13 protein-coding genes and 1 pseudogene are annotated in these 14,903 nt (G+C 68.5%); 9 read left to right on the top strand and 5 right to left on the bottom strand.

Features of this window, described 5'->3' with window-relative positions; all coding sequences use genetic code 11:
* Window positions 1-731: 731 nt before the first annotated feature.
* The 3 genes and pseudogenes from SLAV_RS00515 to SLAV_RS00505 all read right to left on the bottom strand — a co-directional run.
* Window positions 732-1,628, bottom strand: a pseudogene (locus SLAV_RS00515) (S8 family serine peptidase); the annotation flags it as partial.
* A gap of 33 nt (window positions 1,629-1,661) precedes the next feature.
* The gene (locus SLAV_RS00510; RefSeq protein ID WP_051841439.1) at window positions 1,662-1,892 is read right to left on the bottom strand and encodes a hypothetical protein; all 231 of its coding nucleotides are present in this window, start codon (window positions 1,890-1,892) and stop codon (window positions 1,662-1,664) included.
* A 508-nt stretch (window positions 1,893-2,400) separates the two neighbouring features.
* Entirely contained in the window at window positions 2,401-2,646 is a 246-nt protein-coding gene (locus SLAV_RS00505; protein ID WP_030239966.1) for a hypothetical protein, read from the bottom strand.
* Window positions 2,647-3,083: 437 nt separating this feature from the next.
* Between SLAV_RS00505 and SLAV_RS00500 the strand changes: the two genes are divergently transcribed.
* The 3 genes from SLAV_RS00500 (at window position 3,084) to SLAV_RS00490 (ending at window position 5,445) form a co-directional block, all read left to right on the top strand.
* Window positions 3,084-4,121: a site-specific integrase gene (locus SLAV_RS00500; protein WP_051841438.1), complete on the top strand. Its 1,038-nt coding sequence runs from the start codon at window positions 3,084-3,086 to the stop codon at window positions 4,119-4,121.
* A gap of 43 nt (window positions 4,122-4,164) precedes the next feature.
* A complete protein-coding gene (locus SLAV_RS00495; protein ID WP_078950666.1) occupies window positions 4,165-4,680 on the top strand; it encodes a hypothetical protein in 516 nt (171 codons plus the stop codon).
* Window positions 4,681-4,866: 186 nt separating this feature from the next.
* Window positions 4,867-5,445 (top strand): suppressor of fused domain protein, encoded by a 579-nt coding sequence (locus SLAV_RS00490; RefSeq protein ID WP_030239961.1) that lies wholly within the window; start codon window positions 4,867-4,869, stop codon window positions 5,443-5,445.
* Window positions 5,446-5,519: 74 nt separating this feature from the next.
* On the opposite strand, the gene SLAV_RS00485 is transcribed toward SLAV_RS00490, so the two are convergent.
* Window positions 5,520-5,930 carry a site-specific integrase gene (locus SLAV_RS00485; protein WP_051841437.1) on the bottom strand — a complete coding sequence of 137 codons (411 nt, stop codon included), beginning with the start codon at window positions 5,928-5,930 and terminating at the stop codon, window positions 5,520-5,522.
* Between the two features lie 432 nt (window positions 5,931-6,362).
* Here SLAV_RS00485 and SLAV_RS00480 point away from each other — a divergent pair, with 432 nt between their 5' ends.
* From SLAV_RS00480 to SLAV_RS00465, 4 genes are all read left to right on the top strand, one after another.
* Window positions 6,363-7,223 carry a hypothetical protein gene (locus SLAV_RS00480; RefSeq protein WP_159038046.1) on the top strand — a complete coding sequence of 287 codons (861 nt, stop codon included), beginning with the start codon at window positions 6,363-6,365 and terminating at the stop codon, window positions 7,221-7,223.
* Between the two features lie 478 nt (window positions 7,224-7,701).
* Window positions 7,702-8,184 (top strand): hypothetical protein, encoded by a 483-nt coding sequence (locus SLAV_RS00475; protein WP_051841436.1) that lies wholly within the window; start codon window positions 7,702-7,704, stop codon window positions 8,182-8,184.
* Window positions 8,185-8,257: 73 nt separating this feature from the next.
* Window positions 8,258-9,091 carry a transposase family protein gene (locus tag SLAV_RS00470; RefSeq protein WP_051841435.1) on the top strand — a complete coding sequence of 278 codons (834 nt, stop codon included), beginning with the start codon at window positions 8,258-8,260 and terminating at the stop codon, window positions 9,089-9,091.
* 377 nt (window positions 9,092-9,468) lie between these two features.
* On the top strand, window positions 9,469-10,866 hold the full coding sequence (locus tag SLAV_RS00465) for a replication-relaxation family protein (RefSeq protein ID WP_037688880.1): 1,398 nt from the start codon (window positions 9,469-9,471) through the stop codon (window positions 10,864-10,866).
* 121 nt (window positions 10,867-10,987) lie between these two features.
* Here SLAV_RS00465 and SLAV_RS41690 read toward each other — a convergent pair whose 3' ends face one another.
* On the bottom strand, window positions 10,988-11,776 hold the full coding sequence (locus tag SLAV_RS41690) for a hypothetical protein (protein WP_208754730.1): 789 nt from the start codon (window positions 11,774-11,776) through the stop codon (window positions 10,988-10,990).
* Between the two features lie 557 nt (window positions 11,777-12,333).
* On the opposite strand from SLAV_RS41690, the gene SLAV_RS41985 reads away from it, so the two are divergent.
* Window positions 12,334-12,975, top strand: coding sequence for a hypothetical protein (locus SLAV_RS41985; protein WP_234333894.1), 642 nt, complete (start codon window positions 12,334-12,336; stop codon window positions 12,973-12,975).
* A gap of 68 nt (window positions 12,976-13,043) precedes the next feature.
* Window positions 13,044-14,192: a hypothetical protein gene (locus tag SLAV_RS00450; RefSeq protein ID WP_051841434.1), complete on the top strand. Its 1,149-nt coding sequence runs from the start codon at window positions 13,044-13,046 to the stop codon at window positions 14,190-14,192.
* Window positions 14,193-14,903: the final 711 nt, after the last annotated feature.

Raw genomic sequence — 14,903 nt, 5'->3', positions numbered from 1 at the left:
AAAGACGCGTGTCCATTCTGCAAGCGCTACCCGGAACGAGGCGGCCTGAGCGGCCTCGCCGAGCATCTCCAGAAAGACTGCACGTCACTCACCCGGGACAGCGAAGACAATTCCCCTCCCGTCCTGTTTGGTGGGTGTGCCCTAATTGCTGTCGCTTTGGCGCCTGGAGGCGGCGGGTTCGGCGTATACGTATTCGTAGGCCAGGACGCCGACGGCAACTGTCTCTACGCATACGCCGGCTCGCCGCCGGGCTGATTGAACTTGGTGCGCTCCCTGGCCCCGCCGGTGACCGAACCGATCACCCGCGGCGAGTACGCGCTCCGGCTCCGCGCCGCCATCCGGGAGGCGTCATGATCGAGGACGCCGACGCTACCGCCGCCGAACTCCTCGCCCGCGCTGCCGAGGACTACCGCGCCGCGGCACCCGCCCGCGAGGCCACAGTGACCTAAACCTTCGCCGAGACCTACCTTGCCGCCCGCGCTTACCGCGTCGGCCAACGGGCCCTTGTGCTGGCCCTCGCCGCCGGACCCGCCGCAACCAACGAGGCCACCAGAGCTGGCCGCGCTGCCGTCTTCTGGCCCCGGACGATCAGCGAATGGCCAGTCGCGACGGACTGCCGACCTCCTGAGGGAGGGCGGGGCTGTCGTCTCTGGGCGCCTGCGCCCGCCTTCTGGAGCGGGTGCGCGGCCGGACTACAGGGCTCGTCGCTCGGCTGGGGTGGCCTGGCCGGGTCAACGGCGACGGCGCTTGACGAGCACCGTGATGCCGAGGCCCATGCTCACGGCGGCGACGGCTCCGAGTGCCGGCCACTTCCAGGGGATTGTCCCGGATTCCGCAGCCGCGGATTCGGCCCGGCGTGGTGCCGTAGCTGTTTGTGCAGCGCTGGGGGCGGGGGCCTTCACGGGAGCTGGGCTGGCCAGGGGGTCAATGTCAGGGGCGCCTGGGTTTCCCTCGTGATCGAGTAGCACCTTGCGGGGGCGGACGACTCCGTAGCCGATCTTGTCGGTGCGCTTGGAGCCGTCGAGGGGGGCGCCGGCGGTCTGGATGAGAACTCGGGCCACCTGGTTTGCGGTCCAGTCAGGGTGAGCAGACCAGATGAGCGCGGCTGAGGCGGAGGCCAGAGCGGTGGCGTACGAGGTTCCTCCGTCTCCCTCACACCAGCCGGTGTTGTTGGTGCAGCGCTTCACGACTGTGTTGCCGACGGAGGAAACGTCCGTGTCAGGCCCGTAGGAGGAGAACCCCATGGGGGCAGCGTCGTCGTCGACGGCCCCCACACCGATGACTCCAGGCAAGGCAGCGATGGGGTTGTTCAAGTTGTGAGCCTCCTCCGCTTCATTTCCCATGGCCGTGAAGATAAGTACACCCTTGCTCTGGGCGTACTCGACAGCCGGCCTGACCAGCTTCATGTCCGGCCCTTCCCAAACACCGAGGGACAGGTTGATGATCTTGGCTCCGTGGTCGGCCGCGTACCGAAGCCCCTTGGCCATTTCCCCGCCTACGGCAAAGGCCATGGGTGTGCCGATGCTGGTGCGGATCGGCAGGACCTTGGCGCCGGGAGCCAGGCCCTGCGGGCCGCCTGCCGAGCCGTCGCCGACGATCGCTGCGGTCATCGTGGTTCCGTGCCCGACGAAATCCTCGTGCGGCGGGTAGGAATGATCCGGTTACTCGAAAGGCGGTTCCATGAACGAAATGCCTGGAAGGACTCTCCCTTCCAGCCCTGGAACGTCTTTGACGCCGCTGTCGATGACGGCCACCGTGACGCCGCTGCCGTCCGCGACCTTCCACATCTCGCGGGCCTTCATCTTCGTGAGATAGCCCCGCGGGTCAGTATCGGCGGCCGCTGGCAGCACCGTGCCCGCGCTGACCGCCCACGCCGCGACGATCACGCCCACCGCCCACCGCCACGACCCATGCCGACGTATGGTGCCCTGCAATTTCTGCCCCCTTTTGTGTCCATGCGCTGCAATCTCGCACGGACCCACCCCATCACACTGTCCGTCCAGGACAGCACCTGACCTTCCGTGAACTCCGGCACAGACAGAAGCAGAAGGGGCTACCGGGCCGAGCCTCAGACATTCTTCCGGACGGCCTGCGGGGCTTACCCCTCGGCGTTCGAAAGTGCGGCCATCCCCTCCGTCTGGAGGAGGTGGCCGCGTTTTCGTACCGTCCGGCGCTGGGCGGTCCAGGCGGCCGTGGAACTGGCCGTCGAAGCAGGGCAGATGGCGGTGGACGCGTGGGCGCCGCAGTGGTCGGGCGCGGCATGAGCCCTGAGCAAGGCCGTGTGCCTTGCCGCGCACCGCCGCAAGCACCGGAGCCACCGCCCCACAGCTCCTGGTGCTGCGGAAGGTGATCCCCCGGACCATGTTGCCCTTGGCGACATCCAGCGGCGGTACGGGCGGTTCAGCACCCGTACTCGGCGAGCACTGCCTGGGTCGCCTTGTCAAGCGGGCGCAGCGGATGGGTGCTGCCGTCCTCGGCTGGGCCCAGGCGCAGCGTCGCCCCGCCGGCCACCGGGGTGACGGTCAGGACACCGTCGTCGGCCGTGGCCTGAACGGTGTCGTGCCGGTAGGGGCTGGCGGCGAGGCATCCGTTCGCGTACTCCCGGTCATGGCGGTCATATGGGCCGGCGAAGTAGTAGTCGGCCACAGGTGCTTGCCCATGCCACACTGCGAACGCCATCAAGCCAGAGAGGAGCCCGGGCACTACAGCCTGAGGGCCGGGTGCGGTGATCAGCTTTGGTCCGTGCCGGACGACCAGACCGATACCGGTGCAGGCGATGAGGCCGGCTGCACGAACACCAGAATGAAAGTTCTTCGTCGGCCTGCACCATCGCAACGGCCCGGCACCCGCCCCCTGCACAGCGCGGAGGACGACGGGGACCGCCACGCAAGCCGCCGCCCGCGCCGGCCTGGCGGCCCAGTGCCGACTGGAGTCAGCTGCCGCTGTTCGAGCAAATCCCGCGTGATTACAGCCGCCTCGACCCGACAGCCGTCGACCTGGCCAGCCCGTGGCTGGCCTGGGCGAAGTACCTCGCCCACCAGATCGCCGAGGCGCGGGGATGGGGGCGCAACATCCGCTTTGCCGTGAACCGCGGCCTGGCCCTGGTCCTCACCGAGCACGTCGAGGGCGATGTCATCCGTCACAGCGAGATCTTCACCCCGCTCCGGGCCCGCGACCTGCCAGTCGGGCATACCGTCACGGTCCTGGAGGAGATGGGGATCTTCCTGGACGACAAAGAGCCCTCCTTCGAGAACTGGCTCACCGAGCGCCTGGAAGGACTTTCGCCAGGCATCAGCGCGGAGGCCGAGCGCTGGACCCGGACCCTCCGCGACGGTGGCCCCCGCAGCCTGCCCCGGCGGCAAGGCACGGTTTGGCTCTACCTCAACCATGTCCGCCCAGCACTTCTGGAGTGGTCGAACCGCTACGACCACCTGCGAGAAGTCACTCGCGACGATGTCCTCGCTCACACCAGAACGCTGCATGGCCACCATCGCAGCGACCAGCTCGTCGCCCTTCGCTCACTGTTCGCCTGGGCCAAACGGGCAGGTCTCATCTTCCGCAACCCCACGAGCCGGATCAAGGTCGGTCAGTACGAGTACGGCGTGCTTCAACCGCTCCTCCCCGCCCAGATTGGCCGGTCCGTCGCGGCAGCCACCACCCCAGCGGCACGGCTCATCCTCGCTCTCTCCGCGGTTCACGCCGCCAGGGTGGCTCAGATCGGCACCCTCATGCTCGACGACCTCGACATCGGCAACTGCCGAATGACAATCGCAGGACGAGCACGCCCGCTCGACGACCTCACCCTGAAACTGCTGCTGGACTGGCTGGAGCACAGGCGCAGCCGGTGGCCCAACACGGCGAACCTCCATTTACTGATCAACAACCAGACCGCCACGAAGACTGGCCGTGCCAGTAACCACTGGATCAGCACCGCGATGCGCGGGCAGGGCGCGACGCTGGAGCGTCTCCGCGTCGACCGGCAACTCGAAGAGGCCCTCACCCACGGGCCCGATCCGCTCCACCTCGCCCAGGTGTTCGGGCTGGATGAGAAGACCGCAATGCGTTATGCAGACTCCGCGCGGGCGCTGCTGGAGCAAGCTGCCGAGCAGAAGCACCAGTGAAACCTGTTCGACCGGGACCCGAGATTGAAGCGAACATGGGCGGATGCCGTCGACCGAAGCAGCAGCCAGCGAACTACAGGACCGCGCCACTCTCTGGAGCGTGGGCGAGATCCCCGCAAGCGATGTCGTCAGCGCGGCCTGTGACGCGCTCGTCGCTGGCCTAGACAGCCCCGGACTTCGGGTGCTGGCAGCCTGCACACGCGCCGAGGCGGACTACGACGTGCACGACTTGCTCCCCGAAGCGCTCGATGAGCTCGGCCTCATCTTCTATCCAGCCGCCAGCGAGGCCGGCCAAGAAGCCGCCGCGCGAGCGCTCGCACGACGCATGCTGGCCGGCGAGCTGAAACCTTGGGAGCTCACTTTCCGGATCAACCAGCGTTACGGGCATGAGCTGCCCCTGACAGCACGGCTCGCCGCACTCGATGACGAGTACGCCTTCCTCGAATACGGCGACGACAAAGCAGTAGCGCAGATCGATGCTGAGGTCACAGCCGAAGCCCGCCGCCTCGCCACAGTCCACCCCTGCGTTCCCGCCGAACCCACGGACATCCCCACCTGATGCACACGGACCGACCCGCGAGTTCCCACTGAACAGGCTTCAGTTTCCCTGAACCCACGGGGCTCTCCGGCCTTGGGACTGGTGGGCTCGCATGTTGAGGTGTCGCGTATTCGTAGCTGACGTCGTCAGCCCCATGACGCTGAGTGAGCCGTCAGGGGCTGCCGATCGCGGTGGGATGATCGCGTGGTGAGTGATGCGAGGGTGTTGGCCGCGGAGGCCGTTGAGTCACATGTCCGGGCGTTCTTCGAAGGGCACTCCGTGGAGGTCGTCGACTACGACCTCGGGCCGGAACGGCGAGAGGTGGTGCCCGAGCTGCGAGTTCTCGTTGTGGGGCCCGGTCCCCGCAGCGACAGCTGGGCCTATGTGACCGCCGGGTGCTGGGTCGCGATGGAGAAGGACGGTCACGGCCTTGAGTTCGTCATGACCGCCCACGTCCGCGACCAGCGGTTCATCGAACTCATGGCGATGATCGCCTACTGCCACTGCGGAGGACATCAGCTCGACCTGGAGCACAGCATGCCGATCGGGGAACCGTGGGTGCCGGGGTCAGCCTGCGATCACCTGCTGATCAGCCTGCCCTATCTCCACGGACCAGACCTTGAACACTGCCCCGTTCCCGGGGGCCACGCCCGCATCCTGTGGACCCTGCCCCTGACGACAGCCGAGATCGAGTTCCGCAGGCGTCACGGGCACGAGGCGTTGGAGCAGCTCTTCGACGAGGCAGAGATCATCCCCACCGATCCTTTCAGGGCGTCGGTTGCCTGAGTTTCCATCCGCCGGCGGTCACCGATTGTGGTCGCCAGGGGCGTATCGGCTCCAGGTTCCGCCAGCTTCGGTGATCAGCCGGGTGGCGGTCTTGTCGTGATAGCCGAGTGCCTTCGCGATGACGGGGCCGGGGCCTGCAGGACGAGCTGACGGATCGCGGAGGCTCTGCCGCGCTGTGGCGGGACGCCGATCTCACGCAGATGGGTTTGGAGGCTGACCGGGTTCATCGGCTGTCCGGGTTGGCGGCCGGGGAAGAGCCAGTGGGAGCTTCTGCTGCTGGCGTAGGGCAGATGCTGGCGGGACAGGATGTACGCCCGCATCAGCTCGGCGACGGGCTCCGGCAGCGGGGACGGTGGGTCTCCTAACTGGACGGTGACGGTGGTCTGGTCGTCGGTGACGTCGTTGATTGTGAGGCGGCCGATGCGGCTGACGGGTTGCGCATAGAGGAGAACGAGCGCGGCGGCGACCCTGGCACGCAGGGGCAAGGAGTCGTCATTGAGATCGTTCCATCCTGATTCCGCAGGTCACAGGGCTGGTGTGGGCCGGGAGTGACGGGCTCGCACCGGTCAGGAGCGTGATCGTTGCGGGGAGATCATCGGTCACCTCTGGACTTCGGTGTTGGCGAGGACGAGGAGGGCTCGCTGGGGGATTTGAGTGCAGTTCCAGGAGCATGCGGCCTGGGAGCGGAGTCGGAGCTGGCGGTGGCGTGAGCGCTTTGCCTCCCCCCCCCTGATCACTCCGGTGTGGCTAGGTGCATGATGTGCCTGGACATGGGGGGACGCATGACGCAGACCACGCCGCCGAGATGGGGGCTGACATCGCCGGGGGCTCCTGGGAATCCGGGTGTGCCGCCGCAGGGGTTCATGCCCGTGCGGCCCCCGGACGGCGGGAACGGTGCGGTGTTCACCGTCGGGGCTGTGGCAATCGGGGCCGAGGCCGTGATCGCCGCGCTGGTCGCCGTCCTGATCATCTTGCAGTTCGAGTCCCACGGAGGCGAAGGCGGCCTCGGATGGCTGTTCGGCACCGTATTCGCGCTCGTGCTGTTGGCAGTCATGTCGGTGATCGCAGGGCTGGCCGGTTCGGCGATGGCGGTGCTGCCTCTCGTCCTCCTCGGGCGTGCGGTGGCCCGCCGTACGGGTCGGCGCGACAGCTGGCAGCTCACCCTGGCCACTGTGGCGGTCGTTGCCGTCACTCTGGCGCTACTCATCGGCTCCTGCACGCTTCTGGTCGGCTTCGGCGGCCTGCTCGTTTATCCCGTCCTTGCCCTCAGCCTCATCGTCGGGCTGGTACCCGCGACCCTGTGCGCCCGGGCGGCGGGGAATCCCGGAAAGCCCGGGGCCCGATGGCGGGTGCTCGGGGGCGTGGCGCTGGGCGGTCTGGGGCTGCTCGCGGTGACGCTTGCGGTCGGGGTCGCGGCGTACAGCTCGGGGATCCTCAAGATCTACGAACCGCCCCGGCTCACTGAAGCCGACATGGTCGGCACCTGGACGGACGGCGGCGGCGGAAGCCTCCGCTTCGAGGCGGGTGGCACGGTGACGGCAAAGGGCGTCAAGGAGTACGAGGCCACAGGTGAGCAGTCCGGTGCCTCCAACTGCACCGGGAAATGGCAGCTGACCGAGAACGAGGGTGTCGGCCGGCCGTTCGAGCTCAGCATCGCGGACTGCGAGAGCCTGTCCTTCGGCTGGGACATCGGCGGTACGGAGGAACACCCGACGGTCTTCACCTGGATCGGCGAGCCGGATTCGGGTGAGCGGTACATCCTTACGCGGCAGCGGTAAGCCATCCGGTGCTGAGGTCTCGGGCCTGGCCGGGTGTCGGTGTGCGGTCATGCCGCCCTCGATCCGTGGCCTCCACCGCCACATGGGTCCCAGCCGACTGCCCCGAAGCTACGCCGTAAGCACCACGCAGTACGCCAGGAACGTGGGAAACGATCTCCACCAACGTGGGATGGCCCTAGCTGTACCAGCTCTGTCACCGCTCATCAGCGACTTCCGTCGGTGTCCCACCGGGCTGTCTGCTCGAAACGAAACGCCCGGGCCCGTTGGGCTCGCGCTGCCCGACCTTGCTCTCCTCAGATGGCGGCGGCCTCAATGATCAAGTTTCATTCTGAAGTCGCAGGTCACGGGCCTGGCGTGGGCTGTGGCTGGCGAGCTCGGGCTGGCCGGGGGGCGAGATCGTTAGCACGTGATCGTCCGTCACGGGTGAGGTCTGGCGTTCCGGGGCGGGCTCGGCGGCCGGCCGCGTAGGTTCCGCGGCATGGCAGATGTGCTGACGTGGACGGTTCAGCAGCGGCTTGAGCTGGAGGAACGTGCAGAGGTGTTGCGCAAGGAGCTGGCCGAGGTCGAGGGGAGACTGGTTCGGCTTGAGGCCGCCGAGGCGGTTTTCGGGGAGTGGGCCGAGGCGACGGACGGCGGACGGAGGTCTTCGGGCATCGTGGACCCGGACCCGGACCCGGACCCGGACCCGGAGCCTGTGGCGGTGACGCCGGGTGCGGCCGGGATGCGGCTGGTCCCCGAGCGTGTGGACGGGATGGGGATGGAGGTTCTGACCTCGGACTATCGACGGATCATGGAGATCGTCGCCGACGCAGACGGTCCAGTGATGGCCAAGGACGTCGCGCGTGCGCTGGGCCGCGAACTCACCCCGGCGAAGGTCGAGCCGGTCCGGGGCCAGCTGCGCAAACTCGCCGACCGGGGGTGGCTGTCACGGACCGGAGCGGGCCGGTACTTGCCACGCTGACCTGCCGGAGCAGAGCGGAAGGACCGATTCTTTTTCCGTAACGCGAGCGCCCCCGGCGGGAGTTGGGTCGTGTGTGAAGACAAACCAGCCCGCCGAGGGCTCTCGCGATGCTGTCTACCAGGTCCGGCTCCCGTTGTCGAAGTCGACCATCGATCTTGTCGCCGGTCTCATACGGCAGCGCCGCAACCGGCTCGGCACCCGATGGCGCAAGCTCGATCCCGGCAGCCAGGCGATCGTCGTCCTGGCCGTCCTGCGTCACGACCAGCGGCTCGTGGACATGGCCGGCGGCAACGCCGTCTCGGCCCCCACCGTGCGCCGCTGGGTCGAGGAAGCGGTCAACCTGCTCTCCGCGCGGGCTCCGCGCCTGGACCGCACCCTGAAGAAGATCGCCAAGAAGGGCGGGGTGGTCGTCCTCCTGGACGGAACCCTGGTCCGCACCCGCCGCCGCACCGGGAGAGACAACAGGATGAACTACAGCGGGAAACACAAGGCCCACGGCCTGCTGTTCCTCGCGCTGACCGACGTCAAGGGCAACCTGATCTGGATCTCCCCGGCCCGGCCCGGACGCTCCAGCGAGATCACCGCTGCCCGCCACGACAAGATCACCGCCCGCCTCCGCGAGGCCGGACTCGGCGCCCTGGCCGACCTCGGCTTCGTTGGCCTGGACGACCAGCCCGAGACCGACCCGGTAATCATCACCGGCCGCAAGGCCACGAAGAACCACAAGCTCACCGACGCGGAGAAGGAAGCGAACCGCCTGCTCAACCGCGAACGCGCCGCCGTCGAGCACGGCTTCGCCAACCTCAAGTCCTGGCGCATCCTCACCAAGGTCCGCATGAACGCCCGCCACGCGACCACCCTCCTGCGGGCCCTCCTGGTCCTCACCAACACCGAAGTCCAGAGGTGACCGACGATCTCCCCGCAACGATCACCCTCCTGACCGGCACGAGCACGTCACTCCCGGCCCACGCCAGCCCCGTGACCTGCGAATTCAGGATGAAACGATCTCAGTTGGGCAAGCCGAAGTGGGCTCCTTGAGGGGGCACTTCGGAGTCTCCTTCGGTACCCACTTGGGTGCCCGGCACCTGCCAGGGTGGGAAACATGCAGGTCAGCGTGCGAATCGGCGTGAAATCCGCGCCGTCACACCCCTCTTCTCCCCCTCTTGTTGTCCGTATGGGAGGAGATCATCGGGTTCCAGGGGGCCCGGCGCCCTCCACGACTGGACTGGTCCGGCTCGCAGCCGACCCGTGTAGCTGGTCGCGAGTGGCGAAGGGGTGGAGCTGATGGCGGGCAGGCGGCTGACGAATCCGGCGGGTTCTTCGAACGATCTGCGCGGGGATGTGCTGCGGGTGCTCGGTGTGCTGAAGGTGGCCACGGCCGACCAGATCCAGCGGATCGCCTCACCGCACCTGACCTACCGGCACACCACGAAGCCGACCGCCTCCGAGCGGAAGACCGCCCGTACCGCCTCGCACGCGGGCGCGCTCTCCGATCTGCGCAAGCACGGTCTCGCCGAGAACGGCGGCACCACCCGGGCGGGGGAGTCGCTGCGCAACCTGACCACCAAGGGCCTGGAAGCCGCCTCCTACGAGCTCGGGCGCCCGCTGACGGAGATGGGCTCTACCGCTCGCGGTGCGGGCTCCAGCGGGGCCACACACCCCATGGCCGTCAACGAGACCGTCATCGCGCTGCTCCGCCCCAAGCCCGACCTCCGGCTGCTCACCGCCGAGCCGGCCGAAGCCAAGGCGGCCGCGCAGGCCGCCGTCGACGCCCCGGCCGGTGTCGGCACGATCGCCTCGTACGCGACGGAGGTCCCGCTGCCCGCCACCGGGACGTGGGGTGCGCCGGGCAAGGGCGGCGCCCAGGCCGACATCGTGCTCACCGCCCCCCAGGACGGGATCCCGCTGTTGTTCATCGAGGTCGACAACTGCCACGAGACCGCCGAGGAGATCGCGGCCAAGCTGCTGAAGTACGCCAGGTTCTTCAAGCGGCAGATGAAGGACACCGACGGCAAGGACAAACCGATGTGGCGCACCCGCTGGATGGCCCGCGTCGCCGAGCGAGGCGAGGCCCCGCACCCACCCGTACTGATCGTCTTCAACCACATCGGCGCCCGCGACCCCAACCGCACTGTCCCGCGGCTGCAGGAGCTGACCCGGCCGCTGTGGGCGGGCGAGCCGGCCGACGGGTTCAGCAGCTACGACCGCAAGATCCCGATCATCGCGACCGGCCTGCGCAACCTGTGCGAGCACGGCCCCAACGGCCCGCTCTTCCTTCGATTCGGCCGCACCCACATGCAGCCGCTGCGCGACGCGATCGGCAACCCGCGCCGCGATGCGGTCCTCGCGCTCCGGGCGGAGCGGGCCCTGGTGCAGCACGCCGAGTACCAGGAGCAGCTGCGCCGCGCGGCCGAGCAGAAGAGGGCCGAGCATGAGGCCGGCCGCCCCGTCTGCGCCGGCTGCGGGACGAAGTTCGACAACGACCGATGGGAGAACACCCGCCTCTCCCCGGAGCCGGGCCACCGGTGGCACCCGACGCTGTGCGAGCCGTGCGAGGCCAAAACGGTCGCGGCAGAGGACCAGGCCGAACGCGACCGCCCGGAGCAGGAGGCCGCCATCGCCGAGACGGCCGAGAAGGCCCGCGGCTGGCGCGCCCGCTTCCGCCCTGGGCAAGCCCCCTGACGCCCCGGGCAAGCCCCTTGGCGCCCTGGGCAAGCCTCCCGCTGACAGCGTGGGCAAGCCTTAGGTGACCCTGGGCAAGCCGGTTTGGCAGTGTTGCAGCGCCGGGTCCCTCCGGTCGAGCTCAAGCCGAGGGAGGCGGCGGGCTTCCCTCCGTCCGATACCTGAGAAGGGGCCCTGGGCCGGCTGCCCTGCGGCCCGGGACCGCGGGGGAGAGGTACCCCCGTTCGCGGGCTGCTTTGATCCAGTCCGCGATGGTGGGCTCCGGGCGTTCGAAGAGATCCGCCAGGCGCCGGTGGAGTCCAGGCCCGTTACCGGCCTCGCGGAGGTAGGCGTGGGCCAGCTCGTGAAGGAGGGCTCCCTCCAACGGGGGCCGGCCGCGCTTTGCCGGCTGCGCGAGGGCTCCTGCGTTTTCCAGGGCCCGCACGGACGCCGGGGCGAGGTCGCCTGGCTGACGGTCTGCAGCAGGCGCGATCCCGATAGTGGTTACGCCCTCGTCCTTCCAGGAATGGCTGGCCAGTTCGGCTTGGGCCCGGGCGACGATCTGACCCAGTGGGATGCGCCGCAGGACGTCGCCCGTGATCGGCACGGCAACGGCTGTCGAAGCTTCTTCGCCGGCAGGTCCGACGAAGTCTCCGAAGTCGTCCCAGTACCCCCAGTCCGGGCGCCACAGCTCGAGCTCGATCACACCGAGGCCGGCCCCCTGGTTCACCAGGACGCCGTGCACGGTGACGGGCAGGTCGGTTGCCTTGTAGAGGAAGTCGGCTACGTACCCCGCCCCGCGCGGCCGCTCCTTGACGAACAGGGTCATGGAAGGGCCGGGCACGGCGCCCTCGGGGATCTCTGAGAGGTCAGGGTAGGCGTCCCACGGCTCCGTCACAGTGGCGATGAGGGACCCCTTCCACAGATCCATTGCCTGCCTGCCTCGCGAGCGCTCGTAGGAGAGGTCTCGGACGCGGGGGGGGGGGCCTGAGGTGGCGCTCGTCCTCAGGGGCCTCGGGGTTGATGAAGTCGTCGTCGCGGAACTCAGGCTGCGGCATGTCCTCAGGCTAAAGACCGCCGGTTTGCAAGCGGGAGGGAAAAAGCGGATGAGAAGCGGCGCGAGACAAGTCACCCTCCGACGCCATCAGCTGCCCGAGGATCTTGGGACCCGATCCTCGACGGCGCCCGCGTCGATGGCCGAGCTCGTGCGGCTCGGCGCCGGGGGCCGCCCCACCCAGCCCGGCCCTGGCCGACTTCGTACAGGAGACGCTCGACTTCGGCTGACGACGGCGGGGCCGGACAGGATTACCTTGTCCGGTCCCGCGGTGGCTATTGCGTGTTCAGGCGCTGCTTCCACGCCGGCCTCGACAGCCGCCTTGCCGATCGCCTGGCGAGGGCGGCCTGGGCGCGGGGAAGGTCGCCTCCGAAGGCGCTGGCCTCGGCTTCCTCCTCGGCCGCCCCCTCGCCCTGGTCCGCACCCGCCTCACCATGGACCTGCGCGGACCCCTGCGCACCGATGTGAGCTGGCAGAACCTGTTCGAGCCGCCGGCCTCCGAGCTGCCCACCTATCCGTGGGCGATCCGCCTCGGCGAAGCCCAGCAGAGCGATGACGGCCTCGTCGGCTACGTCCTGGACGACGACTACGACCATTTCGAGACCATCGTCGCCCCCGCACCGGGCGCAGGCGACTACCTGCGGCCCATCGGCAACAACCCGGGCCTCGAACTGGACTTCGGCATGCACAACACCGCCGTCGCCACGGTGCTCCTGGACGCGCGCGCCGCCGTCCACGCCACCACCGACATCCTCGCCACGAAGAAGGTCTTCGTGCCCCAGCAGTTCACCGACCAGGCGATCACCCGGATGACGGTCAATTTCCGTACCGGCCCGCTCCTGGCCGCCACCACCCACCTGCGCGGCGACCAGGGAGAGAGCGAAGAGACCATCCTCATGCCGACCCCGGCCAGTGGACTCGGCACCTGGACCTGGACCGAGCCCCACGGCGACACGTGGCAGAACCTGCCCATCCTCAGCCCCGACCAGTACGACCTGCCGCCGGCCGAACCGGAGGTCCGCTCCGGCTTCCTCAGTCTCGACAACGCCGTCGCCCACACCCGCAGCCACCACTGACCCCCCCCGTCCGGCCCCGTCCAACCCCGCCCCGGGGCGGGGCGGGCCCGCACCCGAAGGAGCCCTACATGAGTGTGGTCGTGCAGACCCAGAGCGTGGAGACCACCGCCGCCGCGGTCGATGATCCGTTGCTGTCCTACAGCATCACCACCACGCCGAGCCCGCTGAAGGCATCACCGGAGAACGAGGACTACCCCGAGGAGACGGGGGAGGTGATCATCGCGGTGGCCCGGCAGAGCGGCACCCCGGCCAACGTCGAGTGGATCAAGGTGAAGGTACCGGCCGGGGACAGGGCACCCGACCTCGCCACCGACCTCAACAAGATCACCTACCGGATCAGCCTCGACGGCTGGACCTCGCGCCTGGACGCCGCAGCCAAGGAATTCGTCTTCACACCCCGCAGCACCGCACCCATCGGTCCGGATGACGGATTCACCATCCAGCTCTCCGGCATCCCCATGAACCGCACCGTCGGCACCGCGCCCATCACCATCACCGAACGCTCCCACACCGGAAACGCCGCGCCCCAGAACCGGCCCACCGTCTTCAACCTCGGCAAATTCCCCGCCGACTTCTACCTGCGCAACTTCCTGTGCGAACCCTCCGTCATCCAAAACGGCGGCGACGTGCGCCTCACTTGGGAACGCTCCGCCAACGCCACCTACGAACTCCTCTACGGCGACGTCAACATCTGTGTCACCGACCGAAGCACCCACAATGTCGAGGGCATCAAATCGGACACCACCTTCTACCTCCGCGCCACCGCAGGCGACGCCACCAACCCCGTCGTCCGGATCGTCTCCGCCCAGGTCACCGTCAACAAACCCGACCTGGAAATCGGCAACCTCACCGTGCACGGCGAGGTCCTCGGCCCCCTACGCGTCGGGTCCGTCTACGCCAAATCCGTCTCCGGCAGTCTGCGTCCCGATGCGGACAGTTCCCTGTTTAGCCGGGCGAGTGTCATCACGACCAACGTTCCCTACGAGAGGGTGGCGCCCTCCGCCGGACTCCTGGTCGGCCACAACATCGGCGGCGACGGCAGCGACGGCATGCTGAACATCGAAGTCGGCAAATCCGACAAGATGAGGCGCACCGAACTCGGACCCGATCAGAGTGCCACCATCTATGTCAGCAGCGGCGACACCATCAAATTCACCTTCACCGGTCGCGTCACCCACGAGACCATCTGGTACGCCGCTGGCGGTGGGGGACTCTGACACCGGCACCCCCCCCGGAAACCGGCCCCACGATCTGCCGCAGCCCCCGCTGTCGTACGGGTCCAGCGACCCCAGAGCGGAGCGCCCGCGGTTCTGTGTCCTGCGTCAGGCGGACGCAGTGTCAGTGACAGCGGGACGGCCGCTTCGCGATGGGGCTCGTCCCTCCTGCCCGGGGCGGTCGATTGCTACAACACGGCCGGGGTGTTGGCGACGGCCGGGGGCGCGGTGGGGAGGATGGGCAGGACTGCGAGGGCGAGCGCGGGCAGGCCGTTGCGGAGCAGTTTGTTGATCATGCTTCGGCTTGTAGCCGGATCTGCTGTGGGTCTGGAAGGGGGTGTCGGGGCAACTCGCCCGGCCGGGCGGGTTGATTCACCGGGGAAACGGATCTTCTTCCCGGCGTTCAGGCAGAGCTCCGTCGGCACAGCAGGACCAAGACATGTACCTGTCGTGTCGGGGGCCTCCGGGGCCGGAAAGGGTCTCGGAGGCCGTCCTGGAGGGACTACTGGGGCTGTTCCTTCTCGGGGGGCTATGGCCCGTCCGGCTTGATCGGAGAGGGCTGCTCCGGGGTGATATTCGCCCGCATGGCCCTGTCGGGCCGGTGGCCTGCTGCCCGGTAGTCGGCTTCGTCGGGATGAAGCTGTACCCGGGTCTGGCGCCAGGCCACGTCGAAGGAAACGTCCCCGCCAGAGGCCCGTACCGCGCGCCAGGCGT

Origin of the sequence: Streptomyces lavendulae subsp. lavendulae (assembly GCF_002803845.1) — a bacterium.
In the GTDB taxonomy this organism is placed as follows: Bacteria; Actinomycetota; Actinomycetes; order Streptomycetales; family Streptomycetaceae; genus Streptomyces; species Streptomyces lavendulae.
The sequence above is the reverse complement of the archived record's forward strand: the minus strand, read 5'-3'. Positions and strand labels throughout refer to the sequence as shown.

Excerpts from the sequence above, each read along its gene's own strand:
- SLAV_RS00465 (WP_037688880.1), top strand. The coding sequence starts at position 9,469 with ATGGCGGGCAGGCGGCTGACGAATCCGGCGGGTTCTTCGAACGATCTG.
- SLAV_RS00495 (WP_078950666.1), top strand. The coding sequence starts at position 4,165 with ATGCCGTCGACCGAAGCAGCAGCCAGCGAACTACAGGACCGCGCCACT.
- SLAV_RS00475 (WP_051841436.1), top strand. The coding sequence starts at position 7,702 with ATGGCAGATGTGCTGACGTGGACGGTTCAGCAGCGGCTTGAGCTGGAG.
- SLAV_RS41690 (WP_208754730.1), bottom strand. The coding sequence starts at position 11,776 with ATGGATCTGTGGAAGGGGTCCCTCATCGCCACTGTGACGGAGCCGTGG.
- SLAV_RS41985 (WP_234333894.1), top strand. The coding sequence starts at position 12,334 with ATGGACCTGCGCGGACCCCTGCGCACCGATGTGAGCTGGCAGAACCTG.
- SLAV_RS00450 (WP_051841434.1), top strand. The coding sequence starts at position 13,044 with ATGAGTGTGGTCGTGCAGACCCAGAGCGTGGAGACCACCGCCGCCGCG.